Annotated in this window: 14 protein-coding genes; 4 read left to right on the forward strand and 10 right to left on the reverse strand. The window is 61.9% G+C overall.

From position 1 onward, the window contains the following. Window positions 1-64: 64 nt before the first annotated feature. Window positions 65-1,717: an ABC transporter substrate-binding protein gene (locus ACX80E_RS03235; protein ID WP_459300469.1), complete on the reverse strand. Its 1,653-nt coding sequence runs from the start codon at window positions 1,715-1,717 to the stop codon at window positions 65-67. Between the two features lie 39 nt (window positions 1,718-1,756). Beyond that, window positions 1,757-3,421, reverse strand: a complete 1,665-nt coding sequence (locus ACX80E_RS03240; protein WP_459300470.1) for an amidohydrolase — start codon at window positions 3,419-3,421, stop codon at window positions 1,757-1,759. Window positions 3,422-3,590: 169 nt separating this feature from the next. Here ACX80E_RS03240 and ACX80E_RS03245 point away from each other — a divergent pair, with 169 nt between their 5' ends. Both ACX80E_RS03245 and ACX80E_RS03250 read left to right on the forward strand, forming a co-directional pair. Continuing rightward, window positions 3,591-4,298 (forward strand): TetR/AcrR family transcriptional regulator, encoded by a 708-nt coding sequence (locus ACX80E_RS03245; protein ID WP_459300471.1) that lies wholly within the window; start codon window positions 3,591-3,593, stop codon window positions 4,296-4,298. Window positions 4,299-4,371: 73 nt separating this feature from the next. Next, complete coding sequence (locus tag ACX80E_RS03250; RefSeq protein WP_459300472.1) at window positions 4,372-5,850, forward strand: gamma-aminobutyraldehyde dehydrogenase; 1,479 nt, start codon at window positions 4,372-4,374, stop codon at window positions 5,848-5,850. 37 nt (window positions 5,851-5,887) lie between these two features. On the opposite strand, the gene ACX80E_RS03255 is transcribed toward ACX80E_RS03250, so the two are convergent. Both ACX80E_RS03255 and kynU read right to left on the reverse strand, forming a co-directional pair. Continuing rightward, window positions 5,888-7,309 (reverse strand): amino acid permease, encoded by a 1,422-nt coding sequence (locus ACX80E_RS03255; RefSeq protein WP_459300473.1) that lies wholly within the window; start codon window positions 7,307-7,309, stop codon window positions 5,888-5,890. Window positions 7,310-7,413: 104 nt separating this feature from the next. Beyond that, window positions 7,414-8,709 carry a kynureninase gene (gene kynU, locus ACX80E_RS03260; protein WP_459300474.1) on the reverse strand — a complete coding sequence of 432 codons (1,296 nt, stop codon included), beginning with the start codon at window positions 8,707-8,709 and terminating at the stop codon, window positions 7,414-7,416. A 122-nt stretch (window positions 8,710-8,831) separates the two neighbouring features. On the opposite strand from kynU, the gene ACX80E_RS03265 reads away from it, so the two are divergent. After that, window positions 8,832-9,314 carry an Lrp/AsnC family transcriptional regulator gene (locus ACX80E_RS03265; RefSeq protein WP_459300475.1) on the forward strand — a complete coding sequence of 161 codons (483 nt, stop codon included), beginning with the start codon at window positions 8,832-8,834 and terminating at the stop codon, window positions 9,312-9,314. 23 nt (window positions 9,315-9,337) lie between these two features. Here the strand turns inward: ACX80E_RS03265 and ACX80E_RS03270 are convergent, their stop codons facing one another. The 6 genes from ACX80E_RS03270 to ACX80E_RS03295 all read right to left on the reverse strand — a co-directional run bounded on the left by ACX80E_RS03270 (window position 9,338) and on the right by ACX80E_RS03295 (window position 16,556). Then, the gene (locus ACX80E_RS03270; RefSeq protein ID WP_459300476.1) at window positions 9,338-9,925 is read right to left on the reverse strand and encodes an alpha/beta hydrolase family protein; all 588 of its coding nucleotides are present in this window, start codon (window positions 9,923-9,925) and stop codon (window positions 9,338-9,340) included. 164 nt (window positions 9,926-10,089) lie between these two features. After that, the gene (locus ACX80E_RS03275; protein WP_459300477.1) at window positions 10,090-12,516 is read right to left on the reverse strand and encodes a bifunctional salicylyl-CoA 5-hydroxylase/oxidoreductase; all 2,427 of its coding nucleotides are present in this window, start codon (window positions 12,514-12,516) and stop codon (window positions 10,090-10,092) included. 12 nt (window positions 12,517-12,528) lie between these two features. After that, on the reverse strand, window positions 12,529-14,226 hold the full coding sequence (locus tag ACX80E_RS03280; protein WP_459300478.1) for an AMP-binding protein: 1,698 nt from the start codon (window positions 14,224-14,226) through the stop codon (window positions 12,529-12,531). A gap of 53 nt (window positions 14,227-14,279) precedes the next feature. Beyond that, on the reverse strand, window positions 14,280-15,170 hold the full coding sequence (locus ACX80E_RS03285) for an acyl-CoA thioesterase (RefSeq protein WP_459300479.1): 891 nt from the start codon (window positions 15,168-15,170) through the stop codon (window positions 14,280-14,282). Between the two features lie 5 nt (window positions 15,171-15,175). Next, window positions 15,176-15,655, reverse strand: a complete 480-nt coding sequence (locus ACX80E_RS03290) for a cupin domain-containing protein (RefSeq protein WP_459300480.1) — start codon at window positions 15,653-15,655, stop codon at window positions 15,176-15,178. A 40-nt stretch (window positions 15,656-15,695) separates the two neighbouring features. Further along, the gene (locus ACX80E_RS03295; RefSeq protein ID WP_459300481.1) at window positions 15,696-16,556 is read right to left on the reverse strand and encodes a fumarylacetoacetate hydrolase family protein; all 861 of its coding nucleotides are present in this window, start codon (window positions 16,554-16,556) and stop codon (window positions 15,696-15,698) included. 136 nt (window positions 16,557-16,692) lie between these two features. On the opposite strand from ACX80E_RS03295, the gene ACX80E_RS03300 reads away from it, so the two are divergent. Next, window positions 16,693-17,085 (forward strand): RidA family protein, encoded by a 393-nt coding sequence (locus ACX80E_RS03300; RefSeq protein ID WP_459300482.1) that lies wholly within the window; start codon window positions 16,693-16,695, stop codon window positions 17,083-17,085.

Here is a 17,085-nt window from a genome sequence, read left to right on the forward strand (position 1 = left end):
AGGGGCTTTCTCGGTCCGGCCTTGGGTGGGGCGGGGGGAACCGCCAGTTGCGTCGCAGCCACGGCTACCGACCTCCAATCGTTGCTGCCCAGGGGTAGTACATGTAGTTGATCGATGGCACTACGCCTGTTATGCGCTTGCCGAGCCACAGCGAGGTGACTGTTTCATACAGGGGTGACCACACCACTTCCTGGCTGGCGATTTTGGCCGCCTCGGCCGTGAGCCTGCCCCGCTCTTCTACGTCCTTGGTGCTGATCGAGGTGTTCACGAGCCTGTCGAATTCGGGGTTGGACCAGCCGCCATAGTTACTGAAGTCGCCGGTGCGCAGCACGGAATACATTTCTGTTGGTTCGCTACTGGAGAGGTACCAGGACGTCTGGAACATATCGATCCCCGCCCTGGCCTCCGGGTCGGAAAACAACGTTGTGTATTTGTCATTGGACATGGTCTGGATCTCCGGCACCAGCCCGATTTCCTCCGCCGCCGAGGCCACGGCACGGGAGGTGACGTCAAACGCCGCGGTGATGGGCGCCGTCGCATAGACGAACTTCTTGCCGGTGGCGCCTGCCTCCTTGATGAGGCGTTTGGCCTGCTCCAGGTCGTAGTCCAGCGTTTGGAGCGAATCAAAGGCCGGGTCGACAGTGGCTGGCTTGACACCGTTCCACACATTTCGGGTGGTCAGCGAATCGGTTGTCATCGCATATCCCTGTTCAGCCGCCTGTAGGAGTGCCTCACGGTTCAACGCCATCATGAGGGCCTTGCGGACCCGAACATCGCTGAAGACGCCCTTGAGATTTGATGTCACCAGGCTCATGACAGAAGTGTCGTTGCCGAAGTAGACGTTTCCGGCATCCGTGTTGGCCTTGAGAATGTCCAGAGCATTGGAGGGAACCTGCCAGCTGCCGTCGATCTCCCCGGTCTGCAGCGCCGTGACCCGCGCATTGGCGTCGGGAAGGATCTTGAAGGTCATCTCGGCCGACTTGGCCTTCAAGTCCGGGTCCCAGTAGCCGTCGAAGCGCTTGAGCGTGATGCTCTCCCCCGCATCCCAATGGTCGAATTGAAAGGGGCCGGTGCAATTCACGCCAGTGGCAGCGTTGCCATAGTCCCTGCCGGCTGCCGCGAGGGTCTTCGCCGACTCCACAACACCCGGCGCCCCCACCAGGGATGAGTTGAAGGTGTAGTCCGGGACTGTGGTGGTCACTGTCACCTCGTAGTCACCTGTCTTCTGGATACCGGCTACGCGCTCAAAGGCCGAAGCCCAGAACGAACCAACCTCCGCATCGAGATGGCGCTTAAGCGAGGCCACCACGTCATCGGCGGTCATGAGGCTGCCGTCATGGAACTTCACCCCCTGCCGAATGGTGTACACCCAGGTCAAGTCATCGGGGTGCTCAAACTTGGTGGCCAGCCCGGGCGACGATGTCAGGTCAGGATTCCAGCGGAACAGTGACTCACACATGTTTGCCACCACCTGGTTGTCCGGGTAGTCGAAGGCATAGGCGTAGTCGAGCGAGTACGGCTCGGCGTAGAGTGCCCAGCTGAAAGAGTCAATGTCTTTACTGGGTTTGGGCGTCGTACTGCTCAGGGTGAACTTGGCGGAACCGCCGTCGGCGTCACCATCAACGGGACCGCCGCAGCCGGTGAGCAGCAGGCCAATGGCCGAACAACCCGCTATAACAGCTCCCAGCCGCCCAAGCGGTGTGCGATTTCGAATCATGGACTTTCCTCCTCGAATCATGAAGACGTCTCAGTTCCTCTAGATATCCAGCCGGGCAAAGACGCGCTCGCCGGCAATCCAGGTTTCGTCCACTTGGGCCTTGTGCAAGTCCGCCACGGGGACCTCGAAGAGGTTCCGGTCAAGGATCGCCAGGTCAGCGAGTGCCCCGGGGCGGATGATGCCGGTGTCCGCATCGAGGTGGTTGATCCATGCGGTGCCTTGGGTGTAGGCATCGAGGATCTGTTTGAGGGAGAGCTTGTGCTTGTCCGGTCCCAGCGGTGGCAGCGTGCCACCGGGCTCGACCCGGTTCACGGCCACATGGATGGCCAGGAGGGGGTTGGGCGAGGAAACAGCCCAATCACTTCCGGCGACCAGCTGAGCCCCTGCCGCGGCGAGTTCACCAAAGGGGTAGTGGCGATTTTCGGCCTCAGCGTCCATGAAGGGCAGAGTCAGCTCATCCAGTTGGTCTTCGTGGCAGGCCCAGAGAGCCTGCAGGTTTGCTGCCGCGTCAAGGGCCGCGAAGCGCGGCACATCGACCGGACGGACCACCTGAAGATGGGCAAGATGATGGCGATTGTCACGGGCGCCATTGACTGTGCGCGCCTGCTCGACGGCGTCAAGGGCGTTCGTCACTGCGCGGTCACCCAGCGCGTGGAAGTGGACCTGAAACTCGTTGGCGTCGAGCTCTGTGACGAATCCGCGCAACTCCTCCGGGTCAAAGAACTCGATGCCGTGGTTGTCGGTATGGTGTCCGTGGCTATCACGGTACGGAGCGTGCATGGCGGCCGTGTAGTTCTCCGCCACCCCATCAACCATGACCTTGACAGTTGCCGCGGACAACCGAAGCGGATCGCAGGCGGCGGCGACGCGGTCACGTCGGGCCAGGATTTCAGCCAGCTGTTCGCGGCCCATTGCACGATCCCACCATTGGGCGGCTCGGACACGAACTTTTAGGTCGTCGGCGTCGACAGCCTTCAGGTATATCTCCAAGGTGTCCCCGAAGCCACCCGTGGAGGCACCCACATAGGCATCCTGCCAGGCCGTTATCCCATGGGAGAGCATGTGGTCCTGCGCCCACAGCAGCCCCTGATAGACCAGTTCCGGATCGACGCCTGGATGTACGTGGTCAAACAGGCCCATCGCACCTTCATGGACGGTGCCCGCGGGGTGGCCGTCCGCCTCACGTTCGATCCGGCCACTGTCGGGGTCAGGCGTCTCGGCGAGAATCCCGGCCAGCTCAAAGGCTTTCGTGTTGGCCCACGCCCCGTGGTGGTCCCGGTTGTGGAGCAGCACGGGACGGACGGGGACCACGGCGTCAAGCATTTGTCGGGTGGGCGTCCCACCGGGGAAACAGTCCATCGACCAGCCGGCGCCGAGGATCCACTGTTCGTTGGGATGTGAATCGGCGTACTGCCGCACCACCTCCACCGCCTGCTCGGCCGTGGTGGTCTCGGTGAGGTCGCACAGCAGGTGCTCCACACCGGCCATGATGGGATGGACGTGGGCGTCCTGAAATCCGGGGATGAGAAGACGTCCACCCAGATCCACCCGATTCGTGGAAGCGGTGGCCAGTGCGGACACGTCAGCACCGTCCCCTACGGCCAGGACGCGTCCACCCCCAACGGCCACGGTGGCTTGGATCGGAATTTCATCCTCACCGGTGTATATCCAACCGTTTTCAAAAATCGTCTCAGCGCAGACCATCGGTTCCCTTCCTCGAGCAAGATTTGTGTCCTGCATCACAATACGGGCCAAAAATAACGATGTCAATGACGTTGACAATGGCAGTGACAGTTGCGTTGACAATTGGCGTGCGGGTTCGTGTACCGTGGGACACAACGGAGTCGAAGGACTTCAGGAAAGGCGGTGATACGTGGCCAGGACCATGCCCGAGCGGGTCAAGGATCAGCTCACGGACCGACGAGTGCGCCTCGATGCAGACACGATCATCGACGCCGTGTTGGAACTTGCACAAGACGAACCCCAGTCTCGGTTCACGTTCAAAAGCCTCGGTGAGGCACTCGATGTGGACCCCACCGCCATGTACCGCCATTTTCGTAACCGTGATGCCATTTTGCGAGCGGCACTGGACAGACTCTTCTCCATGGCACTTGCAGCAGCAACCTCACCAACGGAACCACTGGCTTGGCGGACCCGTCTGGAGCTTTACCTCAACTCGTTGATCGAGGTGTTCATCAAATATCCGTCGATTGGCTGCGATGCCTTTGCCACCGACACTTTTGGCCAGGGCGAGTTGCATACGATCGAATTCGTCCTTGGTTGCCTCAGTGATGCCGGCCTGTCCGGGGACCAGCTCGTGCAGTACTACGGAGCACTGGAAAGCTACACGCTGGGACACGGTTCCGGGATTGCCCAGGAAGTTCTGGCCAAACCGAACTCCGATGGCCACGAACCCTGGATCCAGGCTGTTGGTGTCGCTTCGGTCTCCGGATTCCCTTTGATCGAGGAATACCGTCAGCGGCTACTGAGCCTTGACGGAATCAACATATTCGCCGCAGGACTCCGCGCTATTCTCGATTCGGCTGAGCGCGAAGGCACCAAGGCACCGGACCTCGGCTAAAGAGGGGCCCGGTAACAAGCCTCGTCACGTACTTCCTCACGTGACCCACATCCATTCATCCTCAGGGAGCACCATGTACCAGTTCATCAACGGGCGTGCCCAGCAGGGCACTTCCCCCCTCACCCACGACGTGCTCAATCCCGCCACTGGCGAGGTTGTGGCCACCGTGGACCTTGCCAGCACGGACGACGTCGACAGTGCCGTGGCGGCGGCCCGCGCAGCCTTCGCCGGCTGGGCCCGCACAGCACCGAGCGAACGTTCAGCGATACTGCACCGCTTCGCATCGATCCTGACCGAGCGGGCCGAGGAGTTCGCCCTCGTGGAGAGTAGCCAGACCGGCAAACCCTTGAGGCTAACACGGAACTTTGATGTCCCGGGCACCATCGACAACGTCGAGTTCTTTGCAGGTGCTGCCCGCCACCTTGAAGGCAAGGCAACAGCCGAGTACTCCCCCGACCACACCTCCAGCGTTCGACGCGAACCCATCGGAGTGGTGGGCTCAATTGCACCCTGGAACTATCCCCTGCAGATGGCGGCATGGAAGATTCTGCCCGCCATCGCGGCGGGCAACACCATCATCCTCAAGCCGGCCGAGATCACGCCCCTGACCTCCGTCATGTTCGCCCAAGCGCTCAGCGACGCCGGACTTCCGCCCGGCGTCGTCAATGTCCTGGTGGGCACCGGCTCCATAGTGGGCGCGGCACTGATGCGCCACGACGACGTGGACATGGTCTCCTTCACTGGCTCCACAGCTGTTGGCCGCACCGTCATGGAGGCCGCGGCCGACAACACCAAGCGAGTTCATCTTGAGCTCGGCGGCAAGGCACCCCTGGTGGTCTTCGAGGACGCGGACGTGGACGTCGCAGTCCACGGCGCTGTTGCCGGGTCCCTCATCAACTCGGGCCAGGACTGCACGGCCGCCACGCGGGCAATCGTGCACCGTTCCATCTACCAAGAATTCGTGGACAGGCTCGCGACGCGTTTCCGCGATATCCGCCTCGGCTTGCCGGACGACGACGGAGCGGACCTGGGATCTTTGGTTTCATTCAAACACCGCGAGCACGTGGCCGGCATGGTTGACCGGGCCCGCAGCTACGCCAAGGTGGTCGCCGGCGGCGAAGTCCCCACCGAAGGTGTCCTGGGCCGGGGCGCGTTCTACCCGGCAACACTCATCACTGACGCCGCTCCCGACAGCGAGATCGTCAAGGATGAAGTGTTTGGCCCGGTTCTGGTGGTGTTGCCGTTCGACGACGACGACGAGGCCATCCGCCTGGCCAACGACACCGTCTACGGGTTGGCGGCATCCGCGTGGACCAGCAACCTGCACAGGGCTCTGCGCGCAACCCGGGAAATCAACGCTGGCTGCGTGTGGGTCAATGACCACGCACCGATTGTCTCGGAGATGCCCCACGGCGGTTTTAAGCAGTCCGGTTTCGGCAAGGACATGTCCGCCTACTCCTTCGAGGAGTACACCCAGCTCAAACACGTCATGTTTGACATCACCGGGCAAGTGGAAAAGGACTGGCACCGCACCATCTTCGCGCTTCGCTGACGAATCTGGCCCGCCCCCTCATTGAGGGGGCGGGCGGTCACTGCCGGAGCTCACTCGGCTCGGCAACCCTTGCCACTTCGGTGACAGGGATGCTCCCCCGGCGCTTCTTCATCACAAAGTAGACCGCAATGACGAGCAGGACAAACGGGACACCAAAGATCAGTGTCATCGAGAAAGCATCGATGAAGAGCGTGGTGATCAGCAGGGCCACCATCATCACAGCGCCAAGAACAGATGCCAGCGGGTAGAACCGCAGTTGGTAGGACAGGACAGTCCCATCGCGCTTGGTGGCCCGGCGGAATGCCAGATGAGTCACAAAGATCATGAACCATGTGGCCATTGCGCCGAACATGGACAGTGCCATCATGAACGTGAACCCATCCACCGGATTCAGTACATAGACGCCCGTTGCCACGGCAATACCTCCGGTGCAGAGCAACAGCGCGTTGACCGGGGCACCATTTTTGCGCAGCTTGCCCAGAATGGCCGGTGCCTGGCCGGCCCTTGCCAGGCTGAACATCATGCGGGTGGAGATGTAGAGCTGGGAGTTCATGGCCGACAAGGCGGCAATGATCACCACAATGTTGATCAAGGAATCAGCGAACGGAATCCCGATAACCTGCATAACGGTGACAAACGGACTATCTCCGGCCAGGATCTTGCTGACGGGCGCGATCGCCAGGATCAGGGCGAGCGTAAGAATGTAAAACAGGAAAAGCCTGAAGACCGTCACCTTGAAGGCCTTCTTCACCGACGTTCCTGGGTCCTTCGCCTCACCTGCGGCGACGGCAATCATTTCGATCGACAAGTAACTAAAGATCGCCACGACAACTGCAAACCACATGCCGCTAATCCCGTTCGGGAAGAGCCCGCCCTCGGCGGTGTAGTTGTGCACACCATAGGCTTCGTTCTTCGTGCCAAAGACGAGAATCGCTGCAACAAGGATGAACGCGAGGATCGCGAAGACCTTGATCGTGGAGAACCAGTACTCGAGGGTGCCGAAGGCCTTGACGTTGAACATGTTCACGCCTATCAGCACGGCCGAGAACAGCAAGATCCACAGGACAGGCGGCACGGTGGGGAACCACAGCTTCATATAGTCGCCGATGGCCGTGACCTCGGTGCCGACGGCCAGCACAATGCAGGACCAGTACAAATACTTCGTCAAAAAACCGGCCAGCGGGGAAATGTAGTGCTCGGCAAAGGCGCCGAAGGATCCTGTTGTGCTGTGCGCAACAGTCATCTCGGCCAGCGCACCCATCAGCGCTACGGCAATGAGGCCGCCAATCACGTAGCTAAGCAGGACGCTGGGTCCGGCAAAGGAGATGGCGAACTTGCTACCCAGGAACAGTCCGGTGCCAATGGCCCCACCGAGGGCAATCATGGTCAGCTGGGGACTAGTTAGTTCGCGTCTAAGCCCTTTTTCGCGCTCTTTAATCTGATCAAAGGTATCTGACATCGTTGTCTCCTTGAAGGGGGCATCGAAGCTGCCGGGCATGGCGCTTCGAGCGGGTGAACGGGGAAATGCAAAACGCTGACGACGGCGGGCCGGGCCGCGGGCGCTTAGGTGACGGCGTTGCGTTGCCGGAATTCCGGGGCGTCCCAGGCGTGGGTGTCCAGGATGTCGCGCAGGATTTCAACAGCATCCCAAATATCTGTATGGCTGAGATACAGCGGGGTGATGCCAAAGCGCAACACCTCAGGCTCGCGGTAGTCGCCGATGACGCCGCGGGCGATCAGTGCGCTCATGACGGCGTAGCCGTCCGGGTGGCGGAAGCTCACGTGACTGCCCCTGATGGCGTGGTCGCGCGGGGTAATCAGTTCCAATGGATGGTCGGCGCAGCGCTGCTCGACGAGAGTGATGAACAGGTCTGTCAGCTCAAGGGATTTGCTACGCAAAGCGTCAGGATCGACCTCAAGCATGATGTCCAGGCCGGTTTCCACCATGGCCATGGCCGTGATCGGCTGGGTACCGCAGAGAAACCGGTTGATGTCCTTTGCCGGCGTATAGGCGTCGGACATGGCGAAGGGATTGGCGTGGGACCACCAGCCCGCCAGTGGCTGCCAGAAACGGTCCTGATGGCGGGCATTGACCCAAATGAACGCCGGTGATCCTGGCCCACCATTGAGGTACTTATACGTACAACCCACGGCATAGTCGGCGTCGGCCCCGACCAGGTCGACGGTGACGGCACCGGCCGCATGCGCCAGGTCCCAGATCGCCAAAGCTCCCACCTCGTGGGCTTGTGTTGTCACCTCGGCCATGTCCCACATGGCTCCGGTCCTGTAGTTGACGTGTGAGAGCGCAATCACGGCCGTCGACTCATCCAGGGCCTCACTGAGGGGCAGCTCGTCATCGATCAGGCGCACTTCATAGCGAATACCCGACTCCTGAGCCATGGAGTTCAGGAAGTCAGTGATTCCCTCGGCAATGTAGACGTCGGAGGGGAAATTGTCGCGTTCAGTGACAATGACACGCTTCTCGGGGTGGTCCACCTGCTGAATACGGATCGCCGAGGCAAGCGCCTTGAACAGGTTCAGGCTTGTCGTATCTGTCACCACGGTTTCGCCCTTGCCCCCACCCATCAACCGAGCCAGCTTGTCCCCCAGCCGGCCGGGGAGATCGAACCAGCCAGCGGTATTCCAACTGCGAATCAGCCCGACTCCCCATTCCTTGGTGACGACGTCCTGGACGCGCTCCAAGGCCCCCACCGGACGCGGGCCCAGGGAATTGCCGTCGAGGTAGATGACTCCCTCGGGCAGGATAAACCGCTCCCGGAATCGGGCCAGGGAATCGGCCGCGTCGGCGGCGACACAGTCCTGACGTTCGGTTCGCGCTGCGGTGTTATTCGTGGACATCTTTACTCCTGGTGGACTTTTCCAGCACTGGCAACAGCTTGTGCTCTACCTCACAAGATAGAATAATCAACAACTATCGACAAGATACTCTGAACAATCAATCAATAGTGGTGATAAATCCAATGCTCAATTCACTAGCCGTGCGCGATCACCGGAGTCAACTGAATCCGATTCGGTTGGACGAGGCGGACATGATCATCCTGCGTGAACTCTCCGCAGATGCCCGCACACCCAACAATCTGCTGGCAAGTCGCACCAATCTGGCACCCTCTACGTGCTTAAACAGGGTCAAGGCGTTGCGTGAGGCGGGCATCATTCGCGGCTTCCACGCGGATATCAATTTGAGCAGTCTTGGCCTTGACGTCGGAGCGATGATCTCCATCAACGTCCATGCCCTCGCCCGAAAAAGCATGCTTGACCTTGCCCGCACGCTGCGCGATCTGCCGGAGACTTTGAACGTGTTTGTGCTAGGTGGCGACCATGATCTGCTCCTCCATGTGGCCTGCGCCAGCACGGCACATCTGCGCGATTTTGTTGCTCTCAACCTTGGCAGCAACCAGGCATTTGTCAGCACCCAAACAACCCTGATCTTTGAGCAGCTCTAGCTGGTTTCGGAGGATCACAACCATCAGCGAAGGGCCGGCACGCTAGCCATCCACGCGACGCAATCAGCCCAATGCTGCGCCTGCGGATCGATCTGATCCATGTGGCTCAGCCCGGAAAACACCCTATAGTCGATGGCGTCGCCGGCAACCGCTGCTGCCTTGGCAAAACTCGCCGAGTGAGCTTCGGGAACCCTGTCATCCACATCCCCGTGAACAATGAGCAGCGGTCGTTCGAGGGGCAGCTGCACGATTGGTGACGCCGCATCATAGGCGCCAGGCATGTCAGCGTAGTGTGCGCCCATGAAACCGAGTGCGGCGTTGTCGGCGAGTCCCTCGGCGTCAACTCGCTGCACGTCGGTCACCGGTGCGAGTCCAACGACGGCATCGGCGTAGTCCGCGGTCAGCAACGCGAGCTGACCGCCGGCCGAATGACCAATACTGATGACAGGGCCAGTGGAGCACCATTGCGGACGGGCCGCCTTGGCGCGCTGAATGGCTACCCCTATGTCCTGAAGCGTTGTCGTCCAGCCGCCGCCATTGCCCACACGCCGATACTCGATGTTCGCTACCGCCCAGCCACGGGCCACCAGATCAGCGGCCAACGGGTGCATGAGGGAAGCGTCCCACTTGGCCCGCCACTACCCGCCGTGTATCAGAATAGCGAAGCCAAGTGGCCTTTGGGCCTGCGGAGCCCACAGCTCAACGAACTGCTGTTCCGACGCCCCGTACAGTAGTTTCTCCTGCGTAGGAACGGCAAGACTCGGATTGTTCACCGTCAGTTGCCCTTCGCCTCCGCGGCCACCAGCACGTCGGCCTGAAAGGTACCCTCCCCCGCCGCAGCGTTGGGTGTCCAGCGCACGTGCACCGGCGCGCCGTCGAGCTCTGGTTCCTGTAGCAGCGAAAGACGTGGGCGAACGGCGTCGGTCCGGGCGCTGGGCGGCTTCCGGTTGCCAGCCTGGAACGGCTGCACCCACGCGGCCGAGTCACCCTTAAAGCCCTGTTCCGCTGCCGCGTGCAACGTCCAGTGCGGGTCGTACAGATGGGACCGACCGACGGCGCACAGGTCGGCACGCCCCGCCAGCAGGATCGAGTTGACGTCGTCGTAGGTGGAAATGGCACCGACGGCTATCACGGCGATGCCCGCCGGTACAGCCACTTCCTGACGGATCCTGTCCGCGAACGGGGTCTGGTAGCTGCGCCCGTAGGCCGGCTTCTCTTCCTTGGCGACCTGACCGGTGGAGACGTCAATACCGGCCGCACCGTGAGTCACAAAGGCGCGGGCAATGACGACGGCGTCCTCCACAGTGTTGCCACCCTCGCACCAATCGGTGGCGGAGATGCGTACTGTCAGCGGCTTGTGGGCTGGCCAGGCGGCGCGGATGGCGTCAAGCACCTCCAGCGGGTAGCGCAGCCGGTTCACCAGGGAACCGCCGTATTCGTCGGTGCGCTTGTTGGCCAGCGGGGACAGGAAGGAGGAGAGCAGGTAGCCGTGCGCGGCATGCAGTTCCAGCAGGTCGAAGCCGGCGGCGTCCGCGCGGGCTGTTGCCGCCACGAATTGCTCGCGAACCTCATCCATTTCCGCTCGAGTGATTTCACGCGGGATCTGGTTGCCGGGGCCGTACGCGATGGCGGACGGGCCGGTAACCTCCCAGTTCCCCTCATCCAGGGGTTGGTCGATGCCCTCCCACATGAGCTTGGTGGAGCCCTTGCGGCCGGAGTGGCCAATTTGGGCGCCGATCTTTGCGGTGGAGGCCGTGTGGATGAAGTCCACGATTTCACGCCAACTCTCACCCTGGGCATCGTTGTACAGCCCGCTGCAACCCGGGGTGATGCGCCCCTGCGCCGAGACACACACCATCTCGGTCATCACCAGACCGGCACCACCCATGGCCTTGCTGCCGAGGTGGACCAGATGGAAATTGCCGGGCACACCGTCGGCGGCAGAATACATATCCATCGGTGAGACGACGATCCTGTTTTTCAGCTCAAGGTTGCCGATCCGGTAGGGCTGGAACATGGCGGGAGCCACCTGCGCCAAGCCTTGAGCGGCGGCGAAGCCCGCATCCACGTGAGTGGCGAATTCGGGGTCACGCAGCTTCAAATTGTCATAGGTGATCCGGCGGCTGCGGGTCAGCAGGTTGAAGCAGAACTGGGCGGGGTCCTGATTCTTGTACTGGCCAATGTTCTCAAACCATTCAAGCGAGGCCTGTGCTGCACGCTGGGTGGATTCAACGACGGGCCTGCGTTCGGCTTCGTAGGCAGCAAGAGCACCGGAGACGTCCGCGTGCTCGTGCAGGCAGGCGGCCAGCGCCAGCGCGTCTTCCATGGCCAGCTTGGTGCCCGAGCCGATGGAGAAGTGTGCCGTGTGGGCGGCGTCGCCGAGGAGCACAATGTTGTTGTTGCACCAGTTTTCGTTGCGCACAGTGGTGAAGTTCAGCCACTTGGAATTGTTGGTGAGCACCTGGTGTCCGCCGAGTTCGTCGGCGAAGATGGCGCGGATTTTCGCCACGGCCTTCTCATCGGAGGCGCCGGGGGCAAAGACGTCAGCTGCTGTCTCGTCGAAGCCGGCCGCCTCCCACACATCGTGCGACATCTCGGCGATGAAGGTTGAGCCCTCATCGGAGTAGGGGTAGCCGTGGATCTGCATGAGACCCCATTGCGTCTCCTTGACGAAGAACTTGAAGGCCTCAAAGACCTTGTCGGTGCCCAGCCACATGTATTTGTTGCCGCGCACATCGAGGGTCGGTTTGAACGTGTCGGCGTATTTGGTTCGGATCGCGGAGTTGATGCCGTCTGCGGCCAACACCAGATCGAAGTTTTCGGCCAGGTCCTCCGCGGCCGGTGCCATGGTGCTGAAGCGGACGTCCACGCCGAGTTCCAGGGTGCGCCGCTGCAGCAGCTCCAGCAGTTCCTTGCGGCTCATGGCGGCAAAGCCCTGCCCGCCAACGGTGTTCATCTGATCCTTGAAGTGGATGTCGATGTCGCTCCAGCGGGCGAAGCGGCGGCTCATGTAGTCGGCCACCACGGGGTCCGCATTGCCGATTCCGCCGAGGGTCTCATCGGAGAAGACCACGCCAAAGCCGAACGTGTCACTGGCTGCGTTGCGTTCCCACACGGTGATCTGGTGTGCGGGGTCCAGCTGCTTCATCAGGGCCGCGAAGTACAGGCCGCCGGGGCCGCCGCCAACAATTGCTATCTTCATGATTTTTGCGTCCTATCGGGAGTTGGTGCTGGTTGCGGTGGCCAGCCCGGAAATGGGGTCTTGGCCGGGGGCAGCGTCTTGGGCCTCGCGCTCCCGAGCGATGGCTTCGCGCAGGCGGAAGTGTTGCAGTTTGCCGCTGGGGTTGTGCGGAAGTTCGGGGACGAACCGCACATCGCGGGGGTACTTGTACGGGGCAATACTTGCCTTGACGAAGTCCTGGATTTCCTTGCGTTTGGTGTTGTCCCCGGCAACTCCTTCGCGCAGGACGACGAACGCACAGACCACTGAGCCGCGTTCCTCATCGGGCCGGGCCACCACGGCGTTCTCCACCACATCGGGATGCTCATTGATGGCGGCCTCCACCTCGGGGGCACCAATGTTGTAGCCGGAGGAGACGATCATGTTGTCGGAGCGGGCTTGGTAGATGAAGTAGCCGTCGTCGTCGCGCAGGAACGTGTCCCCGGTGACATTCCAGCCGTCATGGACGTAGTTGGCCTGCCGCGGGTCATCGAGGTAGCGGCACCCGGTGGGGCCAATCACGGCCAGCCGCCCGGCCTCGTTGGGCGCAGCCTCGGCACCGTACGCATCCAAGATGATGGCCCGGTAGCCGGGCACCGCCAACCCGGTGGCTCCCGGGCGGATGTCCTCTCCCGCCGCCGAAATGAACACGTGCAGCATTTCGGTGGCACCGATGCCGTCGATGACTTTCAGCCCGGTTTCGGTAAAGATGTGGTGCCAGGTTTCCTTGGGCAGGTGTTCCCCCGCGGAAACGGCGATTCGCAGCCGACGCAGGAGGTCCCCGCGGCCGGCCTTCAAAATGGCCCTGTAGGCGGTGGGCGCCGTGAACAAGATAGAGACGTTGGCGGCGGCCGCAGCCTCGGCCAGTTCGACGGGTGCTGCCCGTTCGGTCAGCAATGACGAGGCACCGAAACGGAGCGGGAACACTACCAGCCCGCCCAGGCCAAAGGTGAAGGCCAGCGGAGGTGAGCCGGCAAAGACGTCCTCCGGGGTGGGCTTGAGTAGGTACCTGGCGAAGGTGTCGGCGTTGGCCAGGATGTCCCGATGGAAGTGCATGGTCACTTTTGGTGCACCCGTGGTGCCGGAGGTTGGTCCCAGGAGTGCGACGTCGTCAGCGGCCGTTGCGACGTTGGCGAACCGCCCGCTCTTGGTGGCACAGCGGGCGGTGAGGTCCTCGTCGTCGTCCGCGCCATAGCTGATGACGGGTAAATCCTCGCCGGCTGCGGCGCGCATGTCCTCGGCAAAGCGGTGGTCGGTGATGGCGACACGCGGCTGGGTGAGGTCGATCAGCGTGGAGATTTCGGCCGTGCGCAGCATGGGCATGGTGGTGACCACCACTGCGCCGGTCTTCAGCACACCCAACCAGGCTGCCACTATCCAGGGGTTGTTGGGCCCGCGCAACAGCACCCGGTTGCCGGGGACAATACCAAAGTCCTCCGTCAGCACCTGGGCAATCTGGTTGGCGTGCGTGAGCAAGGTGCTGTAGCTCCAGGTGGTGCCATCGGGGGTATGCAGGGCTGCCCTGTCGGCACCAAACTGTGCGACGGCGTCGTCGATCAGGACCGTGGCCGCGTTCAACGTGGCCGGGTACTGCAGTTCGGGCAGGGTGAATTCGAAGGTTGGCCATGATTCGGCCGGCGGAAGATGGTCACGGGTGAACGTGTCCACGTGGGCCGATGCGCCTAAAGTCATGGCCGTTCCTTTCGATGGTGGGGCGATGTGTGTGGGCAGGAGGTGGGGCGTCGTCACGGGCGCACCATGCCTTCCTGGGCGACGGTTGCCAAGAGGTGTCCGTCGCGGGAGAAGAATCGGCCCATGGCCAGGCCGCGGTTGTGCTGACCCGAGAGTGCCTCTTGGGCGTAGAGCACCCAGTCGTCGGCGCGGCCGTCGCGGTGGAACCAGATGGAGTGGTCCAGGCTGGCCGTGGCAAGTCCCGGTGAGGACCAGGTGAGCCCGTTAACACGCAGCAGCGGCTCCAAGATGGTGTAGTCGCAGACGTACGCCAGGGCCGCGCGGTGGAGGTTTGCGTCATCGGGTAGACGATCGAAGGCCTTGACCCAGACGGCCTGTGTGGGGACTGTCGGGGCGGTGTTGCCGGCGACCTCGAGGTACACAGGGCCCGGAATGTGGCGCATGTCGAAGCTGCGTCCGTGCGACCAGTAGTCGGCGGCCGGGCCGGGGATGCCCTCGAGCACCTGCGCGGCGCTGCGCAACGACTCGGGGTCCACCGCCGCTGGCATGGTGGGCTGATATTCGGGCCCGGTTTCGGGGACGTGGAAGGAACCCATGGCGGCGAAGACTGCTTTTCCGTTCTGGTATCCACGGACACTGCGGGTGGAGTAGCCGCGCCCGTCACGCAGGATCTCCACTTCGTAGCGGACAGCGGCACCAATGTCGACCGGCCGCATGAAGTAGCTGTGCATCGAATGCAAGCCGCGGTCAGCCTCAACAGAGCGCATCATGGCGGCCGCGGATTGAGCCACCATGTCGCCGCCGTAGGATTTGGGCCACGGCACGTACTGGGTGTTGGCTTCGAAGGCCAGGTCGTGTTCCTGAGGCTCCACGGGGGTGAGCTCGATGGCTTTGAGGAACGTTTCCGAGGTGTCTGCCTCGATGATCACGGATTCAGTGTTCATTGCTTCTATGCTCTCCTGTAGTCGGCGAGGCTTTCATCGGCGACATCGGCAAGATTGATCACCAGGTTTTCCGGTGTGCGGGCGGTGAGCCATACCAGTTCCTCGGTGACAGACATGTTGGCCTCAACGTGGGGCATGAACGGCGGCACGAACACCCAGTCGCCGGTTTTCATATCAATGAAGTCACGGTAGTCCTCACCAAAGTAGATGCGTCCGTGCCCGCGCAGCACGTACCCGCCGGTCTCCGCTTCGCCGTGATGGTGCGGCAGAGAACGGTAGCCGGGCGTGTTGGACACCTGGCCGAACCAGATCTTGGTGGCCGGGGTGTGCTGGATTGACACGCCGGAAACACGAATGCAGTCCCCTGATTGGGCGGTGTTCGTGTCCTCTTCACCTGCGCGGGTGACAACAGGCACCACGACGCCGGCAGCGTTTGCGTAGCCGGAGTTGTCACCTTCGGTGCGGTACATAACGGTTTCACTCATGAATTTCACTCCTAAATAGTGCTTGGTGCTTGCTGTGGGTTTAGAGCTTGGCGTCGGTGAGTTGGCGGATCCGGACCCGGTTCTCGAGCAGTCCAATGCCGTCAATCTCGGTACGCAGGATGTCGCCGTCCTTGAGGAAGCGTGGGGGGTTCATGCCCATGCCCACTCCCCCGGGCGTGCCGGTCAGCACCACGTCGCCGGGGCGCAAGGTGGTGAATTGTGAAATGTAGGAAAGCAGCCGAGCCGGGCCGAACACGAGCGTGCTGGTATTGCCCTGCTGCACTAGCTCCCCGTTCACCTCGCAGCGCACCTCAAAGCCATGATCGGGGGCGAATTCGTCCGCGGTAACCAGGACCGGGCCCAGGGGTGTGGTGGCGTCGAATGCCTTGCCCTGGAACCACTGCATGGTGCGGTTTTGCCAGTCACGCATGGAGACATCGTTGGCCACGGTGTAGCCGGCAATGGCCGCTGCTGCTTCGTCTTCTCCTGCCCGGGTCAACGGCGCCCCGACGACGACGGCGAGCTCGGCTTCCCAGTCGACTTTGGTACTGCCGTGCACCTCAAGGGGGTCGGTGGCGCCTATCAACGTGTCAGCGTACTTGGCGAAGAGCGTGGGGAACGCGGGGAGTTCACGGCCCATCTCCTGGATGTGGTCGGCATAGTTCAGACCACAGCAAATAACCTTGCCGGCCGTCGGCAGCAGCGCCGCCAGTTCAGCCTCGTGGGCAGGGATGGCAGCATTGCCGCCGGCCGCAACGGCTGCCGCAACCTGGGCCCGCCACTGCGGGGCGGCCAACAACTCCCCGACGTTTCTTGCGGGCAGTGGGAGGTACCCGTCAAAGCCCAACGCTAGTGCCGCCGTCGTGCTGTGCTCACCAGTGCGTAGCGTGGCAAGTTTCATGGAGAGGTTCCTTTCAAGTCATAATATGTCGACTTTCTTACGACCGTCACATATACTCAATGTAGCACCGCAGGAGACTTCAGTCACAGCTTTTGCACGAATTTCTTTTTCGCCCGCCCCAACCGAAGGAATCACGATGCCGAACATCACCGTCAACCCCGCCTCACTGCCCAAGCCCTCCGGCTACGCCCACGGAATCCTTGCAGGAAACACCGTCTACCTCGGGGGGCAAACGGCGCTGGATCAGGAGATGAGGATTGTTCAAGGCGGCATTGTGGCGCAGTTCAAGCAGGCGTTCAGCAATGTCTTGACCACACTCAGGGAGGCCGGCGGTCAGCCGCAGGACCTTGTCAGCGTCACCATTTACCTCACGGATGTGGATGACTACATGGCCAACGGGCGTGAGATCGGCAAGGCCTGGCGTGACATGGCGGGCTCGGAATACCCTGCAATGGCAGGGATTGGTGTCACCCGGTTATGGCAGAAGGAAGCCCTGATTGAGATTCAGGGTGTTGCTGTCATCCAGTAG

It is taken from the genome of Arthrobacter sp. TMN-49 (assembly GCF_054511095.1).